15 protein-coding genes, 1 pseudogene and 1 riboswitch are annotated in these 17,757 nt (G+C 71.0%); of the genes and pseudogenes, 4 read left to right on the plus strand and 12 right to left on the minus strand.

From position 1 onward, the window contains the following. Positions 1 to 15 precede the first annotated feature (15 nt). Both HGB44_RS02140 and HGB44_RS02145 read right to left on the minus strand, forming a co-directional pair. Positions 16 to 1,701 (minus strand): solute symporter family protein, encoded by a 1,686-nt coding sequence (locus tag HGB44_RS02140; RefSeq protein ID WP_061079398.1) that lies wholly within the window; start codon positions 1,699 to 1,701, stop codon positions 16 to 18. Beyond that, on the minus strand, positions 1,698 to 2,096 hold the full coding sequence (locus HGB44_RS02145; protein WP_061079397.1) for a DUF485 domain-containing protein: 399 nt from the start codon (positions 2,094 to 2,096) through the stop codon (positions 1,698 to 1,700). The genes HGB44_RS02140 and HGB44_RS02145 overlap by 4 nt, the downstream gene beginning before the upstream one ends. 499 nt (positions 2,097 to 2,595) lie before the next feature. Next, positions 2,596 to 2,663: riboswitch (guanidine-III (ykkC-III) riboswitch) on the plus strand. Between the two features lie 36 nt (positions 2,664 to 2,699). Here HGB44_RS02145 and HGB44_RS02150 point away from each other — a divergent pair. Then, a complete protein-coding gene (locus HGB44_RS02150; RefSeq protein WP_061079396.1) occupies positions 2,700 to 3,014 on the plus strand; it encodes a DMT family transporter in 315 nt (104 codons plus the stop codon). A 63-nt stretch (positions 3,015 to 3,077) separates the two neighbouring features. On the opposite strand, the gene HGB44_RS02155 is transcribed toward HGB44_RS02150, so the two are convergent. From HGB44_RS02155 to HGB44_RS02170, 4 genes are read right to left on the minus strand one after another with little or no spacing between them, the layout of a single operon-like run. Next, on the minus strand, positions 3,078 to 3,683 hold the full coding sequence (locus HGB44_RS02155; protein WP_061079395.1) for a response regulator transcription factor: 606 nt from the start codon (positions 3,681 to 3,683) through the stop codon (positions 3,078 to 3,080). After that, entirely contained in the window at positions 3,680 to 4,846 is a 1,167-nt protein-coding gene (locus tag HGB44_RS02160) for a sensor histidine kinase (protein WP_061079394.1), read from the minus strand. Before HGB44_RS02160 ends, HGB44_RS02155 begins: the two co-directional genes overlap by 4 nt. Then, entirely contained in the window at positions 4,846 to 5,607 is a 762-nt protein-coding gene (locus HGB44_RS02165) for an ABC transporter permease (protein ID WP_061079393.1), read from the minus strand. The genes HGB44_RS02160 and HGB44_RS02165 overlap by 1 nt, the downstream gene beginning before the upstream one ends. Further along, a complete protein-coding gene (locus HGB44_RS02170; protein WP_061079392.1) occupies positions 5,604 to 6,569 on the minus strand; it encodes an ABC transporter ATP-binding protein in 966 nt (321 codons plus the stop codon). Before HGB44_RS02170 ends, HGB44_RS02165 begins: the two co-directional genes overlap by 4 nt. 216 nt (positions 6,570 to 6,785) lie before the next feature. On the opposite strand from HGB44_RS02170, the gene HGB44_RS02175 reads away from it, so the two are divergent. Continuing rightward, complete coding sequence (locus HGB44_RS02175; RefSeq protein ID WP_168443883.1) at positions 6,786 to 6,965, plus strand: hypothetical protein; 180 nt, start codon at positions 6,786 to 6,788, stop codon at positions 6,963 to 6,965. Positions 6,966 to 7,166: 201 nt separating this feature from the next. Here HGB44_RS02175 and HGB44_RS02180 read toward each other — a convergent pair whose 3' ends face one another. The 6 genes from HGB44_RS02180 to HGB44_RS02205 all read right to left on the minus strand — a co-directional run bounded on the left by HGB44_RS02180 (position 7,167) and on the right by HGB44_RS02205 (position 16,212). Beyond that, entirely contained in the window at positions 7,167 to 7,730 is a 564-nt protein-coding gene (locus HGB44_RS02180; protein WP_061079390.1) for a hypothetical protein, read from the minus strand. Further along, positions 7,730 to 9,328 (minus strand): Nramp family divalent metal transporter, encoded by a 1,599-nt coding sequence (locus HGB44_RS02185; protein ID WP_061079389.1) that lies wholly within the window; start codon positions 9,326 to 9,328, stop codon positions 7,730 to 7,732. Before HGB44_RS02185 ends, HGB44_RS02180 begins: the two co-directional genes overlap by 1 nt. 236 nt (positions 9,329 to 9,564) lie before the next feature. Next, complete coding sequence (locus tag HGB44_RS02190) at positions 9,565 to 11,724, minus strand: acetate--CoA ligase family protein (RefSeq protein WP_061079388.1); 2,160 nt, start codon at positions 11,722 to 11,724, stop codon at positions 9,565 to 9,567. Positions 11,725 to 11,728: 4 nt separating this feature from the next. After that, entirely contained in the window at positions 11,729 to 12,958 is a 1,230-nt protein-coding gene (gene frc, locus HGB44_RS02195; protein ID WP_061079387.1) for a formyl-CoA transferase, read from the minus strand. A gap of 23 nt (positions 12,959 to 12,981) precedes the next feature. After that, the gene (locus HGB44_RS02200; RefSeq protein ID WP_061079386.1) at positions 12,982 to 14,688 is read right to left on the minus strand and encodes a thiamine pyrophosphate-binding protein; all 1,707 of its coding nucleotides are present in this window, start codon (positions 14,686 to 14,688) and stop codon (positions 12,982 to 12,984) included. A gap of 117 nt (positions 14,689 to 14,805) precedes the next feature. Next, positions 14,806 to 16,212, minus strand: a complete 1,407-nt coding sequence (locus HGB44_RS02205) for an MFS transporter (RefSeq protein ID WP_061079385.1) — start codon at positions 16,210 to 16,212, stop codon at positions 14,806 to 14,808. Between the two features lie 152 nt (positions 16,213 to 16,364). Between HGB44_RS02205 and sucC the strand changes: the two genes are divergently transcribed. Then, a complete protein-coding gene (gene sucC / locus HGB44_RS02210) occupies positions 16,365 to 17,552 on the plus strand; it encodes an ADP-forming succinate--CoA ligase subunit beta (protein ID WP_061079384.1) in 1,188 nt (395 codons plus the stop codon). A gap of 39 nt (positions 17,553 to 17,591) precedes the next feature. Then, a pseudogene (locus HGB44_RS02215) lies at positions 17,592 to 17,757 on the plus strand (succinate--CoA ligase subunit alpha); the annotation flags it as partial.

Below are 17,757 nucleotides of genomic sequence, written 5' to 3' on the forward strand. Positions count from 1 at the left end.
CCGAGCTGGTGGTCCCTAGTGGTTGGCCGCCTTCTCCGCGCCCGCGCCGGTCAGGGCGCGGACCTGGAGCTGGGCGAACTTGTCGAAGTCGCGCTCCTTGGACGACAGGGTTCCCACGATCGCGCACAGGAGGCTGATCGGCACCGACACCAGGGCCGGGTTGGGCAGCGGGAACCAGGCGAAGTCCGCGGTCGGGATGAGCGCGGTCTCGCTGCCGGAGACCACCGGCGAGAAGAACACCAGGGCCACGGCGCTGATCAGGCCGCCGTAGATGCCCGCGAGGGCGCCGCGGGTGTTGAACCTCTTCCAGAACAGGCTGAGCAGCAGGGTCGGCAGGTTCGCCGAGGCCGCCATCGCGAACGCCAGCGAGACCAGGAAGGCCACGTTGAGGTTCTGCGCGAACACGGCCAGCAGGATCGCTACCACGCCGACGCCGAGGGCGGACAGGCGGGCGACCCGGACCTCCTCCGCGCCCGTGGCCCTGCCCTTGCGCAGGACCGAGTTGTAGAAGTCGTGCGCGATGGAGGACGAGGAGGCGATGACCAGGCCCGCCACCGTGGACAGGATGGCCGCGAAGGCCGCCGAGGCGATGATCGCCAGCAGGACCGCGCCCGCCATCTCGCCGCCGATGCGCTCGCCGACCACCTGGGCCAGCTGCGGGGCCGCGGTGTTGCCCGCGCCGTCCTGGGCCGTGATGGCCTCGTGGCCGACGATGGCCGCCGCGCCGAAGCCCAGCACCAGGGTCATCAGGTAGAAGGTGCCGATGAGGCCGATGCCCCAGTTGACCGACTTGCGGGCGCTCTGGGAGTCGGGGACGGTGTAGAAGCGGATGAGGATGTGCGGCAGGCCCGCGGTGCCCAGCACCAGGGCCATGCCCAGGCTGATCAGGTCCAGCTTGTTCCACAGGGTCTGGAGCGGGTCGCCCGCGACCTCCACGCCGTAGCGCAGGCCGGGCTCCAGGAAGCCCTCCTGGCCGCTGGCCGCGGCGGCGTCGCTCATCAGGGCGCCGAGGTTGAACCCGTACAGGGACAGGGTCAGCAGGGTGAGCAGGGCGGCGCCCACCATGAGGATGAGGGCCTTGATGATCTGCACCCAGGTGGTGCCCTTCATGCCGCCGAAGGTCACGTAGATCGTCATCAGCAGGCCGATGACCACGATGCCGACGATCTTGGCGGTGTCGGCGTCCATGCCCATGAAGGTCTGCCCGGGCTGGATGCCCAGCAGCAGGGCGATGAGCGCGCCCGCGCCGACCATCTGCGCCAGCAGGTAGAAGATCGACACCACGATCGTGGAGACCGACGCGGCGGTGCGCACCGGGCGCTGCCGCATCCGGTAGGACAGCACGTCACCCATGGTGTAGCGGCCGGAGTTGCGCAGCAGCTCCGCGACCAGCAGGAGGGCGACGAGCCAGGCGACGAGGAACCCGATGGAGTAGAGGAAGCCGTCGTAGCCGAACAGGGAGATCATGCCCGCGATGCCCAGGAAGGACGCGGCGGACATGTAGTCGCTGCCGATCGCCAGGCCGTTCTGGAGCGGGGAGAAGCCGCGCCCGCCCGAGTGGAAGTCGGTGGCGGAGCGCGTGCTGCGGCTGGCCCAGACGGTGATGCCGAGCGTGGCCGCGATCATGAGGACGAAGAGGACGATGGTGATGGTGCGGCTGCTGTCGCTGACCGTCTCGACAGCTTCCTGGGCGAGGTTCATCGGCCGCCCTCCTTGTTCGCCGCGCTGTAGTGGAGCTCGTCGCGCAGCTCGACCGCCTGGGAGTCGAGCCTGCGGCGCGCGTAGTTCGTGTACAGGATGGCGATCCCGAAGGTCGACAGGAACTGGAGGACGCCGAAGACCAGTGCGACGTTGACGTTGCCGAAGAGCACGACGCCCATGAAGTCGCGGCCGAAGGCGGACATGAGCACGTAGAGCAGGTACCACGCCATGAAGGCGAGGCTCACCGGGAAGACGAACCTGTACAGCCGCCGCTTGAGCTCGGTGAAGCGCGGGTCGCCGTGCATGGTGACGTAGGCCTCGGTCGAGATCGCGTCGCCGTTCCCGTTGCCCTCGGGCGGCGGGGCCGGGTCCTTCGTTGGCCGGTCTGTTGACATGGTGGGTGTACCTCCGGGGGGATTGGCGTGCGTCCGGCGGCGGTGCCGCTCTGGTGTGATCTGCGTTACGAGGAACTGTAAGGAGCGGCACTACCGCGCAGCAGGGGGCCCGTGCGCACGCGCGCCGAACGCGGGGGAGGAGCGTCGAACGGTCGCCCAGCGCGCGGTGAGCGGTCGTCTGGCGCGTCGAACGGTCGCCGAGCGGTTCCGGTCCAGACCGCGGGCCCCGTGGCGTACGCGCCGTACAGGGGCCGGGCCGTGCGGGAACCGCCGTGTCGCGGGGGTTCCCGCGTTCGGGAAAGCGCCCGAGGGCCGTGCCGCCCGGCCTCCGTGCCGCCGGGACCCGCTCGCGTGGGACCTGTCCACGTGGGCAGGCCCGGCGCCCGACGGGGGATCCGGGCGGTGCCCGGCGGGTGGGACACGCCTCCACCGGGCCCGGAACCCCCGTCCGGTTCCGGGCGTTGTAGCTTGTGCACCATCACCGCCGTCGCGGGCACCCGCGTCGGCGCGTTCCGCGATACCCCCGGACGAGGTGCGCCGTACCCGGTGACGACAAGACGGCGCGTTGGGAAGCGCACGTCACACGTCACGGAGGTAGGCATCATGGCCTGGATCGTTCTGGTGGTCTCGGGGTTCCTGGAGACCGCGTGGGCCATCGCGCTCAGCGCGTCGCAGGGCTTCACCCGCCTGTGGCCGTCGGTGACCTTCGGGGTCACCCTGTTCCTGAGCATGGCCGGGCTGGCCTACGCGCTGCGCACCATCCCCGTCGGGACCGGCTACGCGGTGTGGGTGGCCATCGGCGCCGTCGGCACCGCGCTGGTGGGCATGTTCTTCCTCGGCGAGGGCTTCAGCTGGCCCAAGGCGCTGTGCCTCGTGCTCATCGTCTCGGGCGTCGTGGGGCTCAAGCTCCTGCACTAGTACCGCTGTCGCCCGTGCGTCCGCGACGGCGGATCGCACGGGCGCTCCGTGCGGACGGGAGGCTCAGATCCAGCCGTGCGAGCGGGCGATGTGGACCGCGCTGTGCCGGTTGTTCGCCTCCAGCTTGGTGACGGCCGACGAAAGGTAGTTGCGGACCGTCCCCGGGGCCAGGGAGGCGCGTTGGGCGATCTCGTTCACCGTGGCGCCGTCGGCGGCCAGCGCGAGGATGTCGGCCTCACGTGCGGAAAGCGGCGAGTCGCCCGCCGAGATGGCGTCGGCGGCCAACGACGGGTCGATGTAGCGGTCCCCTCCGTGTACGGCGCGGATGGCGTCGGCGAGCTTCGCCGCGGAGATCATCTTGGGGACGAACCCCTTCACCCCCGCTTCCAGGGAGCGCTTGAGGTGGCCGGGCAGCCCGTGGCTGGTCAGGATGAGGGTACGGCAGCCGTTGTTGTGGCGGATGATCGTCTTCGCCGCGGCGATGCCGTCCAGCCCGGGCATCCGGAGGTCCAGAACGGCCACGTCGGGGCCGTGCTCCCGTGCCATCGCGACCGCCTCGTGCCCGGACGCCGCCTGGGCGATGACCTCCAGGTCCGGTTCGAGTACGAGGAGGGCCACCATCGCCTCCCGGATGAGGTGTTCGTCCTCGGCCACGAGAACTCTGATCACGATGTCTCCCGACGCTGAGGTACACGAGCGATGAGGTGGTAGGTCCGGTCCGACGCGCGGTAGGCCTTCAGAGTCCCCCCGCGCACGGCGAGCCGCTGGGCTAGTCCGTCGAGCCCCGCCCCCGTGCCCTCACCAGTGGGCCGTTCCGCGTGCGCGCCGTTGTTGACGATGTGCATGGTGGCCTCGCCGTCCTCCACTCCCAGAGTGATGGTGCAGTAGGAGGCCCGGGAGTGCCGGATCACGTTGGTGACCCCCTCACGGACCACCCACCCGAACAACGACTGTTCCGCGGTCTCCAGCTCGACCGGCTTCTCGTCCCTGATCCGGCAGACGACGCCGGCGGCGGACAGGACGGAACGGGCCCCGTTGAGCTCCGCCACCAGGCTGGTGTCGCGGTAGTCGCGCACCACCGCGCGGATCTCCTTCTGTGATTCCCGTGCCAGGTGTTGCACCTCCTCCAGTTCGGCGCGCACCCGGGGGTCGTCGCTCAGGCGCGCGCCGAGTTCGCTCTTGAGCGCGATCACCGTCATCGTGCGTCCCAGTGTGTCGTGCAGGTCGCGGGCGAACCGGAGCCGTTCCTCGGCGATGGCGAGCCGTGATTCGAGCTGGCGGGCGGCCTCCACCCGCCGTGCCACGTCCACGCTCCAGCCGAACAGACGCACGGTGAGGACGCCGAAGGCCCAGGAGCCCGCCGTCGCGGCCAGGGCCGACAGCGGCTCGGGGTACGCGGCCGAGGCGAGCGCACTCGCCACGGCCAGCGCGACCACGACGGTCCACGGGGCGGACGCCCACACCACGGCCGTGGGCAGCACGGCCAGCGCCACCATGGCATAGGGGGTGAATCCGGTCGACGACGTCTCGGCGGCCAGCACCGCGAGAGCGCCGAGCTCCGCGAACGTGAGCGCCGCTATCCCCACCGAGATCCGGACGTGGTGGGGTGGGGACGGGGTACGGCCGCCCAGCGAACGGGCGGCCACCACCGTGGCCGCGAGAGCCTGTGCCACGTACACGGCCACGGCGGTCCACGCCACGGGAGCGGGCGGGGCCGAGGCGCTGGAGACGGCCCAGACGAACACGGCGATCACCACCCACAGGGGTACGGCCAACGCGTACCGGGTTCCCACCTCCGTGCGCTGGAGACCGTTCTCGTCGATCGGGCCCATCAGACACGCGACTCCCAGCGGAACCAGCGCTGTGCCGCCACGACGGCGAGGAGGGTCCATCCGAGCAGCAGTCCTGTCCGTTGGAGTGCCTCAGCCACGGAGAGGGTGTCCAGCCACCCCGCGCGGACCAGGTCGACCATCGGGGTGAACGGCATCCAGTAACACACCTCCTGTACGGCCTGCGGCATGGCCTCCAGGGGGAAGAAGGCCCCGGAGGTCGTGGGCAGCAGCACCAGCCCCGGGAGGATGACGACCTGGACGCTTTCCGAGTTGCGGGCACCGGCACTGGAGAAGGCGGCCAGCGCCGCGGCGAAGAGCGCTCCCAGCAGGACCGCGACCAACGGGTGGTGCGGAGCGCTCGGCAGTCCCGCCCCGGTGAGCGGCACGACGATCACGGCGACCAGCAGGAACTGGACGACGGCGATCACGATGGCGGGCAGGGCCGTGCCGATCAGGATGGCCAGGTCCGACAGCTCGCCCGTTCGAAGCCGCTTGAGCAGTCGCTCCTCCCGCCGAACGACGTAGGTCGTGGTCAGCGGTACGTACAGGGAGAAGACCAGGATCACGCCCGCCGCGCTGGCGAGCATGACCGGTCCCAGCGACAGGTTCAGAGCGTCCAGGTCGAAACGGGTCATGGAAACGACCAGCACGGCGAGCACCATCGCCGGGATGAGGAGGACGTTGAGAAAGTTGCTTTTGATCCGAAAGAAGAGCGAGGCTTCCGCGCGCCCCAGGGCAGTGAGCTGGCTGGTGGTACTCATGAGGTGGGGCTCGCTTCCTCGGCCAGATCATTGTTCGCGATGTGCAGGAACGCCTCCTCCAACGAGGCGGAGCGCGCGTCGAGTCCGGTCAGGGGTATCCCCCTGTCCCGAGCCCAGGCGAGCACCTCCGTGGCCGTGTGCTGCAACTGGTCCGTGACCAGACGCACCCTGTTGTCCCGAACATGATCGAGTTTCGCGGCCAATTCTTCCAGAGGCGGAAGGTCATCCGCGGTGAAACCGGCGGGCAGGGTGAAAGTGAGTGACGACGGGAAGCCGCCGACAATGTCGGGAACGGAGCCCTCGACCGCTATCCGGCCCCGGTGCATGATCGCGATGCGATCGGCGAGGGCTTCGGCCTCCTCCAGGTAGTGCGTGGTCATGACGATGGTGGTGCCCATGTCCTTGAGGCCCCGGATGATGCGCCAGGTCTCGCTGCGCCCCTCCGGGTCCATACCCGTCGTGGGCTCGTCCAGGAAGAGCAGAGCCGGTTCGGTGAGCGTGGCCAGCGCGAGGTCCAGTCGCCGTTGTTCGCCTCCGGACAGGTTCTTCACGGCGACCCTCGCCCGGTGCTCCAACCCCACGAGGGCGACGGCGTCCTCCACGGAACGCGCTCGGGAACCGCAGCCGGCCCACAGCCTGACGGTCTCCGCGACGGTGAGTTCCTCGGCGAATCCGCCCTGCTGGAGCATGACCCCGGTATGGGGGCGGACCGAGGACCGGTCCCGCACGGGGTCGTACCGGCCGAACAGGCGGATCTCCCCCCGCGAGGGCTGGGCCAGTCCTTCGAGCAGCTCGATCGTGGAGGTCTTCCCGGCCCCGTTGGTCCCGAGCAGGCCGAAGAGCTCGCCCTTTCCCACGCTGAGCGACACCCCTCTGACGGCGTCGTAGGCCCTGTTTCCCGTCCCGTAGCGACGCCACAGGTCGGTGACTTCTATCGCACTGGTTTCGATGGTCGGTTCCATGGTGCCATTTTCTGGCCCTGTGCGGTCCTTCTCCAGTGCTGATTGCAATGGTTTTTTATTACATGTGTCATGGGCGAAAGGGTCATGACAAACGGCACTCGCGGAACCCGGTCGGCCCGGCTCAACATGGACTTCGCGCGGGAAGCCATGGCCACGAATTTTTATGGTGACGCCCGCACCCCGAAGGAAATTCATCTGAATTCCGTGGAGGAAACCATGAGGAGCCGGGCCAGAACCGTCATCGCTGTTGTCTCCGCCGTCGCGGTCGCCGTCACCCTCGTCGCCCTGGCGCTCACGGAGGTGCTGTCCGTCGCGGCGACCCTGGGACTCGGCGCGGTGCTCTGGGTGGGACTCCTGGTCGTCTTCGTACCGAGGAGGAAGGAAGGATCACGGTGACCACCGGTGTGGGCCTACGCCCACTTACCCAACGGGGACACACGGAGTCCTGTGGACATGCTCCTCCGGACCCGTCCCCACGGTGATGGTCCCCCGGACGGGCGGTCTCCCTTCCCTCCGGGAGCGCGTACACGACGGCGAGGGCCGGGCACCGCGCGGTGCCCGGCCCTCGCCGTCGTTACGGGAACGACCCCGCGCCGCTCAGGGCGACGGGGTCCGAGGGGCGCCGCGGCGGGGACCGCCCCGACGCCGGTCGAGGTGGGCGGCGTGCTCCAGATAGCGTTCGACCAGGGACGCCGCCACGGGGTTGTGGCCTCGGACGCGGAGCAGCCAGTGCGGCGCGATCCTCTCGTGGAGCCACAGGAAGCCGATCGTGAACCCCAGGCTCAGCATCGCCTGGAGGGCCAGGAAGGACAGGAGCGGCTCCCCCAGCACGGTGTCGTCGCCGAGCGCCCACGCCACGGCGTAGGAGTCGATCAGCCGGGCGAGGGGGAACCCCACCAGCCAGTACAGAGCCATGGGCGCCACCGCGCCGACCTGGAAGACACCGCGTGCCAGCAGCACGCAGTACCCGGCGCCGAACAGGGCCAGGGGCACCCCCAGGCCGGCCGCGAGGGCGAGGGTGACCCCCGGGGGCAGTCCGGCCATCACCGCGACGGCCGTGGCGAACAGACCGGCCACGACGCCGATCAGCGCGCCCGGCAGCGTGATCTCCACGTGGTCGAGCAGGGGCCTCCCCCCGGGGAGGGTTTCCTGGGCGCTCATCAGTCGATCACGACCCCGAAGGCGAACAGCGAGTAGAACAGGGCGCCGAGGTAGAACACCGCCGCGAAGGCGATGACGGCGTTGGAGAGGATGCCCGGCCGGATCGGCTTGGGCAGGGTGATGTTGTTGACCAGCAGCAGCACCACGCAGTAGGCGCCCATCGCGAACGCCGACAGGAAGGCCAGCACGTCCAGGATCGCCGTCGGGCCGTCGGCGGGGCCGAAGAGCAGGATGACGATGCCGAAGATGATCAGGCCCCACAGGAAGAGGGCGTACAGCTTCGACATGCCGACCTTCTTGGCGCCCGGCACGAAGTTGAAGGTCATGTCGGCCTGGCCGCGCGAGAAGGAGTCGAACAGCCCCAGCGTGGCGTTGAGGCCGATGAGCGCGATGAAGCAGAAGAACACCGTGCCCAGGACCGGGCTTCCGGCCGCCGAGAAGGAGGCCGCCATGGCGTCCAGGGCGGCGTCGCGGTCGCCGTCGCGCAGCAGGTCGGTCACGTTCGGGTCGAAGCGGGCCGAGGCCTGGGCCAGCACGGTGAAGGAGATCGTCACCAGCATCGTGATGCCCCAGAACAGGACCATCGCGTCGAAGGTGACCCAGCGCCGCCAGCCCTTCCACTTCTCCATCTCCGCGGCGTCGGAGGTGTCGAACATGAAGCCGCGCGTGGGCATGGCCTCCTGCTCGCCCGCGTGCCGCAGGCCCCGGATCTTGGGGATGTGCGAGCCCATCCCGGCGCCCTTGTCGCGCAGGTGCAGGGTGTACCACATCTGCTGCATGCCGGAGGGTCCGGCGAAGGCGATGGAGCCGACGATCACGGGGAACCAGAGGGCCGTGGTGGCCTCCGCCGGGAGGTAGCCGAACGCGAACATCCCGCTGAGGGTGGACGTCAGGTCGGACAGGTCGCCCACGATCGCCGCGATCACGGCGCTGCCGACCACCAGCACGCCGATACAGATCGACAGCACGTTCTCCAGCAGGTTGTAGATGACCTTCGCCAGTGTGAACACCACACCGACCAGGAGCATCCCGGCGACCGCTGTCACCTGCCACGGGATGCCGGTCACCCGTTCGAAGGCCGAGGCGCCCGCGGAGAGGTGTCCCGGCCAGATGTAGACCATCATCGCCGTGATGAAGAAGAACCACATGAGTGGTTTGAACACGCGCGCGGCGCCGTAGAAGATGCTCTCCCCGGTGGCCATGGCGTAGCGCGACATCTCCAGCATGACCACGGCCTGGAGGGTGACGCCGACCAGGAACAGCCAGCGGATCTCGGGGCCGAAGACGAGGACCAGCCTCGGCCACATGTAGGACTCGCCCATGCCCACGCCGAGGGCGACGAGGAACACGGTGGGGCCCAGGATGTGGATCGAGGGCGGCGCCTTGGGCAGGGGGCGGATGGGCATCGGCTCCAGCCGGCCCGCCTTCCACACGCGCTCCTCGGGCGGAGCGCCGCCGGAGGCGGTCGCGGTGGAGGCGGTCTCGGCCTCGGGGGGAGGGGCCTGCCGCTGGGCGGGGACGAAGGGTGGCTGTGCGTCGGTGGGGGACTGGCGGACCGGTTCGGGCGTGCCGCCGGTCTCGGGGCGTGAGGAATCCATGGCTGGGAACTCCCTGTGGGCTGTGCGGATGCGAGCTGGTTGCTGGCATGGCGCCCCCGGGTGGTGCGGACTCCTCTCTGCCGGACGCACGGGCGAGGTCACCGCGGCGCAGTGGCTGTGTTGCGCGGTGGGGGTCCCGGCGGCCGTGTGGCGGCGGCTCCATGGCCGCCGGGTTCAGGGGTGGTGCGCGTTGGTACGGGGCCCGGTCGGGGCCGGAGCACCGACCGGGCACTGGGTCAGAGTAGTCCCGCGGCGCGGGCCCAGCGATACTTCGCGCCGAGAATCTGCACCGGCTTCTCGGTGGTGTAGGGGAAGGCCACGACGCCGTGGTCGAACAGGTAGCGCGAGGCCTCCTCGACCTCGGTGTCACCCGAGAGCGAGGCGACCACGGGCTTGTCGATCCCCTTGGCCCTGGCCTCGGCCACCACGTCGGCGACCACCTTCGCGAAGACCATCGGCGGGGTGATGATGGTGTGCCAGTAGCCCAGGATGAGCGAGTGCACCCGCTCGTCCTCCAGGCCCAGGCGGATCGTGGCCTCGTAGGTGGAGGGCGGCTCGCCGCCGGTGATGTCCACCGGGTTCCCGGCGGCGCCGAAGGGCGGGATGAAGGCCCGGAACGAGGCGTCCAGGTCCGGCGGGATCTCGTAGAGGCTCATCCCGTTGTCCACGACCGCGTCGGAGAGCAGCACGCCCGACCCGCCCGCGCCGGTGATGATGACGACGTTCTCGCCCTTGGGGGTGGGCAGGACCGGCAGCGCGCGGCCGAACTCCAGCAGTTCGTTGAGCCCGGGGGCCCGGACCACGCCCGCCTGGCGCAGGATGTCGTCGTAGACCTTGTCGTCGCCCGCCAGCGCGCCGGTGTGCGACCCGGCCGCCCGCGCCCCGGCGTCGGTGCGCCCGGCCTTGAGCACGATGACGGGCTTGTGCGGCACGACCTCGCGGGCGGCCTCGACGAAGGCGCGGCCGTCCTTGAGGTCCTCCAGGTGCATGGCGATGGCGTTGGTGTTCTCGTCCTGGCCGAAGAAGGTGAGCAGGTCGTCCTCGTCGATGTCGGCCTTGTTGCCGACGCCGACGATGGCCGAGACGCCGGTGCTCGTGCTGCGGCTGTAGCCGAGGATGGCCATTCCGATCCCGCCCGACTGCGAGGTCAGGGCGGTGCCGCCGCTGACGTCGTAGGGGGTGCAGAACGTCGCCGACAGCTTCTCGGGCGTGTAGTAGTAGCCGTAGATGTTGGGCCCGAGCAGGCGTACGCCGTGCCTGCGGGCGACGGCGAGCACCTCGTCCTGGAGCTCCTGCTCGCCGGTCTCGGCGAACCCGGAGGGGATGAGGACCGCCGCGGCGGCCCCCTTGGCGCCGACCTCCTCCAGGGCGCCCGCCACGAACTTCGCGGGGATCGCGAAGACCGCCACGTCGACCTCGCCGGGGATGTCGAGGACGCTCGCGTAGGCCGTGCGGCCGTACACCTCGGGGGACTTGGGGTTGACCGGGTACACCTCGCCCGCGTACCCGCCGTCGACGATGTTCTTGATGACGGAGTGGCCGATCTTGCCGGGCTCGTTGGAGGCGCCGACGATCGCGATCGACCGCGGCTTGAAGACCCGGTTCATCGCGGCGAGGATCTCGTCGCGCTCGAACCGCACGGGCGGCTCGGCGGGCGCGAAGTCCAGGACGAAGCGCAGGTCGGCGGCCACGGCGGAGGACGGCCCGGCGAAGACCGGGTTGAGGTCGGCCTCGGCGATCTCGGGGAAGTCGGTGACCAGGTCCGACAGCCTGCTGACCACGTCGGCCAGCCGCTCCCGGTCCACGGCGGGGCGGCCGCGCACGCCGCGCAGGACCTCGGCCGCGCGGATGTCGTCGATCTGGGTCAGCGCCTCCCCGCGGGAGACCGGGGCCATCCGGAAGGTGACGTCGCGCAGGACCTCGACCAGGACGCCGCCCAGGCCGAAGACCACGATCTTGCCGAAGGTGGGGTCGGTGGTCGCGCCGACGAGGACCTCGACCTCCGGCCCGCCGCCGACCTGCTGCTGGATCTGGACGCCGTCGACGCGTGCGCCGGGGGTGTGGGCCAGGGCGTTGGCGGTGATGCGGTGGTAGGCCTCGGCGACCTTCTCGGCGCTGTCCAGGCCGACCTCGACGCCGCCCGCGTCGGTCTTGTGCAGGATGTCGGGGGAGACGATCTTGGCGACGACCGGCAGGCCGAGTTCGCCGGCGAGTTCGGCGGCCTCCTCCGCGGAGTGCGCCAGCGCCTCGCCCGGGACGGGGATGCCGTAGGCGTCGGCGAGGACGCGGCCCTCGGGGGCGGTGAGGGCGGTCCGGCCCTCGGCCTTGGCGCGGTCGAGCACCTCGCGGACCGCGGCGCGGTCGTGGTCGGGGCGGTCGGGGGTGTAGGCGGCCATGTGTTCAGATCACTCCGTTCGATGCGAGTTCGGCCAGGTCCTCGTCGGACAGCCCCAGTTCGCCGCCGTAGACGTCGGCGTTGTGCTCGCCGAGCAGCGGGGAGCGGACGACGTCCACCGGTGAGTCCGAGAGCCGGATCGGCGAGGACACCGTGTCGTAGGAGCCCCGCTCGGGGTGCTCGACGGTGGTGACGACCCCGTTGGCCCGCAGGGTGGGGTCGTCGATGATCTCGCGGGTGGACATGATCGGCCCGCAGGGGATGTTGTGCGCGTTCAGCGCGGCCAGTACGTCCCACTTGGGGATCTGGACGGCCCACTCCTCGATGAGGGCGAACACCTTGTCGAGCTTGTCCAGCCGGGATTCGGGGGTGGCCCACTCGGGGTCCTCGGCCAGTTCGGGGCGGCCGATGAGCCGGGTGATCGGCTCCCAGCCGGTGGGCTGGACGATGACGTACACGTAGTCGTTGGGGCCGCCGGGGGAGGTGCGCACGGCCCAGCCGGGCTGGCCGCCGCCGGAGGCGTTGCCGGAACGCGGGACCTCGTCGCCGAAGTCGTCGTTGGGGTACTCCGCCAGCGGCCCGTGCGCCAGGCGCTGCTGGTCGCGCAGCTTGACCCGGCACAGGTTGAGCACCGCGTCCTGCATGGCGACCTGGACGCGTTGACCCCGGCCGGTGTTGGTGCGCTGGTACAGCGCGGCGAGGATACCGGCTACTGTATGCATTCCCGTGCCCGAGTCGCCGATCTGGGCGCCCGTCGCCAGCGGCGGGCCCTCCTCGAAGCCGGTGGTGCTCATGGAGCCGCCCATCGCCTGGGCGATCACCTCGTAGGCCTTGAAGTCGGCGTAGGCGCCGGGGCCGAACCCCTTGATGGAGGCGTAGACCAGCCGCGGGTTGACCTCGGCGAGCACCTCCCAGGTGAAGCCCATGCGGTCCAGCGCGCCGGGGGCGAAGTTCTCCACCAGCACGTCGCTGCGGCGCACGAGGTCCAGGAAGATCTCCTTGCCCCGGGGGTTCTTGGTGTTGAGGGTGACGCTCCGCTTGTTGGAGTTGAGCATCGTGAAGTAGAGGCTGTCCACACCGGGCTTGTCCCGGAGCTGGCGCCGGGTGATGTCACCCGTGACCGCCTCCACCTTGACCACGTCGGCGCCCATCCAGGCGAGTATCTGCGTCGCCGACGGGCCCGACTGGACGTGGGTCATGTCCAGGACGCGGACCCCGTCGAGTGCCTTGCCCATGACTCTTCCCTTCCTGGTCCGCGCTACTTGTACATGGTCTGGTTCATCGTCCCCGGGGCGTAGACCTCGGGGTCGATCCAGACGTTGACGAGCGAGGGCTTGCCGGACTCGCGGGCGCGGCGCAGCGCCGGGGCGATGTCCGCCGGGTCCCGGACCTCCTCGCCGTGGCCGCCCAGCATCCGGGCGAACTCGGCGTAGTTGACGTCGCCCAGGGTGTTGCCGATCTCGCCCCGGTCCGCGCCGTACTTGGCGATCTGGCCGTAGCGGATCTGGTTCATCGAGGAGTTGTTGCCCACGATGCCGACGAAGGGCAGGTCGAACCGGACCAGGGTCTCGAAGTCCCAGCCGGTCAGGCTGAACGCTCCGTCGCCGAAGAGGGCCACCACCTCCTTGTCCGGCCGGGCGTACTTGGCCGCCATCACGAACGGGACGCCCACGCCCAGGGTGCCGAGCGGGCCCGGGTCCATCCAGTGGCCGGGCGAGCGGGGCTGGACCACCTGGCCGGAGAAGGTGACGACGTCGCCGCCGTCGCCGACGTAGATGGAGTCCTCGGTGAGGAACTGGTTGATCTCGCTGACCAGCCGGTAGGGGTGGATGGGCGTGGAGTCGGAGGTGAGCAGGTGCGCGCGCTTGTCCAGCGCGGCCTGCTCCTGGTTGCGCAGCTCCTCCATCCAGGTCTTGCGGCTCTGGGCGCCGTTGTCCCCGTAGCCCGAGGTCGCCTGGAGCACCGAGGACAGGATCACGTCGGCGTCCCCGACCATCCCCAGGTCCACGTCGCGGTTCTTGCCGACGGTGGCGTAGTTGAGGTCGATCTGCACCACCGTGGCGGTGGGCGAGAGGCGCTTGCCGTAGCCCATCCGGAAGTCGAAGGGGGTGCCGACGATGATGATCAGGTCGGAGTTGGTGAAGGCGTAGCGCCGGGAGAGCTGGAAGTGGTGCGGGTCGCCGGGCGGCAGGGTGCCCCGGCCCGCGCCGTTCATGTAGGCGGGGATGTTGAGCGCGCGCACCAGGTCGGTGGCGGACTGCGTGGCCCGGGTGGTCCACACCTGGTTGCCGAGCAGGATGCTGGGCCGCTCGGAGCGCACGATCAGGTCGGCGAGCCGCTCGATCGCGGCGGGGTCGCCCGCCTGCCGGGTGGAGGCGCGGTAGCGGCCCTTGGCGGGGATCCGCGCCCGCTCCAGGGGCACCTCGGCGTCCAGGACGTCCCGGGGGATCTCCAGGAAGGCCGGGCCGGGGGCGCCGCTGTTGGCCTCGCGGAAGGCCATCGAGACCAGGTCGGCCACCCGCTCGGTGTGCGGCACGGTGGCGGCGAACTTGGAGATCGGGTTGATCATGTCCACGTGCGGGAGGTCCTGGAGCGAGCCCATCTTGTGCTGGCTCAGGGCGCCCTGGCCGCCGATGACCAGCATCGGGCTCTCCGCGCGGTAGGCGTTGGCGATGCCGGTGACCGCGTCGGTGGTCCCCGGCCCGGCGGTCACGACGGCGCAGCCGGGCTTGCCGGTGATGCGGGCGTAGCCGTCGGCGGCGTGCGCGGCGACCTGCTCGTGTCGCACGTCGACCACGTCGATGCCCTCGTCGGCGCATCCGTCGTAGATGTCGATGATGTGTCCGCCGCAGAGCGTGAAGATGACGTCGATCCCCTCGGCCTTGAGGGCCTTGGCGACCAGGTGGCCGCCGGAGATCGTGGTCTTCTCGCTGCTGGTGGACTCGCTGGTTGCCTTGTCGGCCATCGGTACGCCGACCCCTTTCGTGCGGGTGTGCGGGTGTGCGGGTGTGCGGGATGTGTCCTTCGGTGGCTTCTGCGGTGTGTCTGTGTTCTGTAGGCGGGATACTGTATACCGTGTGCATCACATTGGAGCACGGTGCCGCGTCGCTGTCCAGACCCCGTGTGGGGCGGGTGTGGTCCGGACCGGAAGCGGACGCCTGAGCAGGGCCGCCAGGACGGCCGCCGCGGCGCAGAGCGCGCCGGACGCGGCCAGGCCCGCGGGCCACGCGGAGGCCGGCGCCAGGGCCAGGAACAGTGCGGCCCCGCCGACCCCGAGCAGGCCGCCGACCGCCTTGGAGCTGTAGACCAGGCCGTGGATGTCGGCGGTCCACCGCGGCCCGAAGTGGCCCTCGGTGATCGCCCGGGTCAGCGGGTAGCAGGAACCGGTGCACGCGCCCGCCACCAGCGCGAGGAGCACCAGTACGGCGGTCTGTCCGGTCGGGACGACGGCGGCCAGGCCGGCCTGTGCGAGCGCTCCGGCGGCCAGCAGCGCGGTGAGGGTGCGCCTGCGCCCGGTCCGCTCGGCGGCGGCGCCCGCGGCCAGCCGTCCCAGGCCGCTGCCCGCGGCGAAGGCCGTCACGGACAGGGCGACCGCGGCGCCCGGGTGGCCGCCGCCCGCCAGGAGGACGGGCAGCGCCGCGAGGGTGAACAGCCCGCTCGCCCCGGACAGCGCGACCACCGCGTGCAGGAGCGGCAGGGAGCGGCCGGAGGACCACGCCTGGGCCGGGGTGAGATCGCGCGCCCACGGGGGGTCCGCACACGCCAGCAGCGCGTTCGTGCGCGGGTCGGAGCCGGGCGGCCACCACCGGGGCGGGGCCGACCGCTGCCCGGCGCCGCCCACCAGCCCCAGGACCGCGACCAGCAGGGCGAGCGCCCCGCAGGCGGCGGGCAGGGCGGAGGGAGGAACGCCGACCGCGACGGCGGGCAGGAGGGGCACCCAGCCCAGGGCGAAGGCGCCGCCCACGGCACCCGAGCGCACGGTGCGCCGGTCCGGGAACCAGCCGTCCACCAGGTGCGTGCAGGAGTGGTAGACCAGACCCGCGCCCAGGCCGCCCAGGAGGCCGTAGCCCAGGACGGCGGCGGGCAGCGACGGGAGGACGCCGAGCGCGACCAGGGCGGCGGCGCACAGCAGCGCGCCAGCCTGGACGGCCGGTCCGGCCCGCACCGCTCCCCGGGCCCGGAGCCGGTGCAGCGCCGGTGCGCAGGCGCCCTGCACCAGGGTCCACACCAGGAACGGGACCAGCGCCTGGGCGGGGGACCAGCCGTGCGCGGCCATCAGGGAGGGCACCGCGGCGCCGTAGCCGAACTGGAGTCCGCCGACCGCGGCCGCGGCGGTCAGCGCGCGGAGCAGGATCACGCGGCGGGACCGGCCGGTGAGCGCGCGGGCCGAGGGGCCCACGGCGTAGCTCCTGCCGCGCCAGTCGCGCACCTCCTCGGGGGAGGGGCGGGTGGAGGGGGGCTGATCGGGGTCCTGGCGGCGGCTGCGCATGACGACACCTCCTTGTATGCAGTATGCAAAGAGCGCGCCCATCTGAAAAGGGGTGACCGGGGACACATTTCTGCCCCAAGGGCTATTGCATACTGCATACAGTATGGCGTAACACTGGAGGTGACCGAGAACCACGCACGTGAGGAGGCCCGGTGGATCTGCACGAGTACGAGGCCAAACAGCTCTTCGGCGAGTACGGCGTCCCCCTCGTCGAGGGCGAGATCGCGGACACCCCCGAACAGGTCCAGCTGGCGGCCGGACGGATCGGCCACCGGGTGGTGGTCAAGGCGCAGGTCAAGACCGGTGGTCGCGGCAAGGCCGGCGGCGTCAAGGTCGCCGACGGCCCCGAGGACGCCCGGGCCAGGGCCGAGCAGATCCTCGGCATGGACATCAAGGGCCACACGGTCCGCCGCGTCCTGGTCGAGGAGGCCTCCGACATCGCGGAGGAGTACTACTTCTCCTTCCTGCTGGACCGCGCGAACCGCACCTTCCTGTCCATCTGCTCCGCCGAGGGCGGCATGGACATCGAGGAGGTCGCCCGGACCCGGCCCGAGGCGGTCGTGCGCACCCCGGTCGGCCCCGAGGGGGTGGACCACGGGGCCGCCCTCGCGATCTGCCGCGCGGCGGGGCTGCCCGAGGAGGTGCGCGACTGCGCGGCCCAGGTGATCACGCGGCTCTGGGAGGTCGCCGTCGGGGAGGACGCCACCCTCGTCGAGGTGAACCCGCTGGTCCGCACGGCCGACGGGCGGATCGTCGCCCTGGACGGCAAGGTCACCCTGGACGGGAACGCCGCCTTCCGCCACCCCGAGCGGACACCGTTCACCGACGGCGCCGACACCGACGAGCGCGAGCGCCTGGCCAGGGACCGGGGCCTGAACTACGTCAGGCTCGACGGCGAGGTCGGCGTCATCGGCAACGGCGCGGGCCTGGTCATGTCCACCCTGGACGTGGTCGCCCACGCGGGCGGGGCGCACGGCGGGGTGCGCCCCGCCAACTTCCTGGACATCGGCGGCGGGGCCTCGGCCGAGGTCATGGCCAACGGCCTGGAGATCGTCCTGGGCGATCCCTCGGTCCGGAGCGTCCTGGTCAACGTCTTCGGCGGCATCACCGCCTGCGACGCCGTGGCCGACGGCATCGTCCAGGCCCTGGACATGCTGGAGGGCCGCAGCGGCGACGAGGGCTTCGACCAGCTCGGCAAGCCGCTGGTCGTGCGCCTGGACGGCAACAACGCCGAGCTGGGCCGCGAGATCCTCACCAGGCGCGCCCACCCGGCCGTGCAGCAGGTGGACACCATGGACGGCGCCGCCGCCAGGGCCGCCGAGCTCGCGGCCGCGAACTGACAGCGGCGGGACACCCTCGACGGGAGCGTACGAACACACATGGCCATCTTCGTGAACAGCGGCAGCAGAATCCTGGTGCAGGGCATGACGGGCTCTGAGGGCACCAAGCACACCCGGCGCATGCTCGCCTCGGGCACCAACATCGTGGGCGGGGTCAACCCCCGCAAGGCCGGCCAGAAGGTCGACTTCGACGGCACCGAGGTGC

Source organism: Nocardiopsis alborubida (assembly GCF_012396365.1).
In the GTDB taxonomy this organism is placed as follows: domain Bacteria; phylum Actinomycetota; class Actinomycetes; order Streptosporangiales; family Streptosporangiaceae; genus Nocardiopsis; species Nocardiopsis alborubida.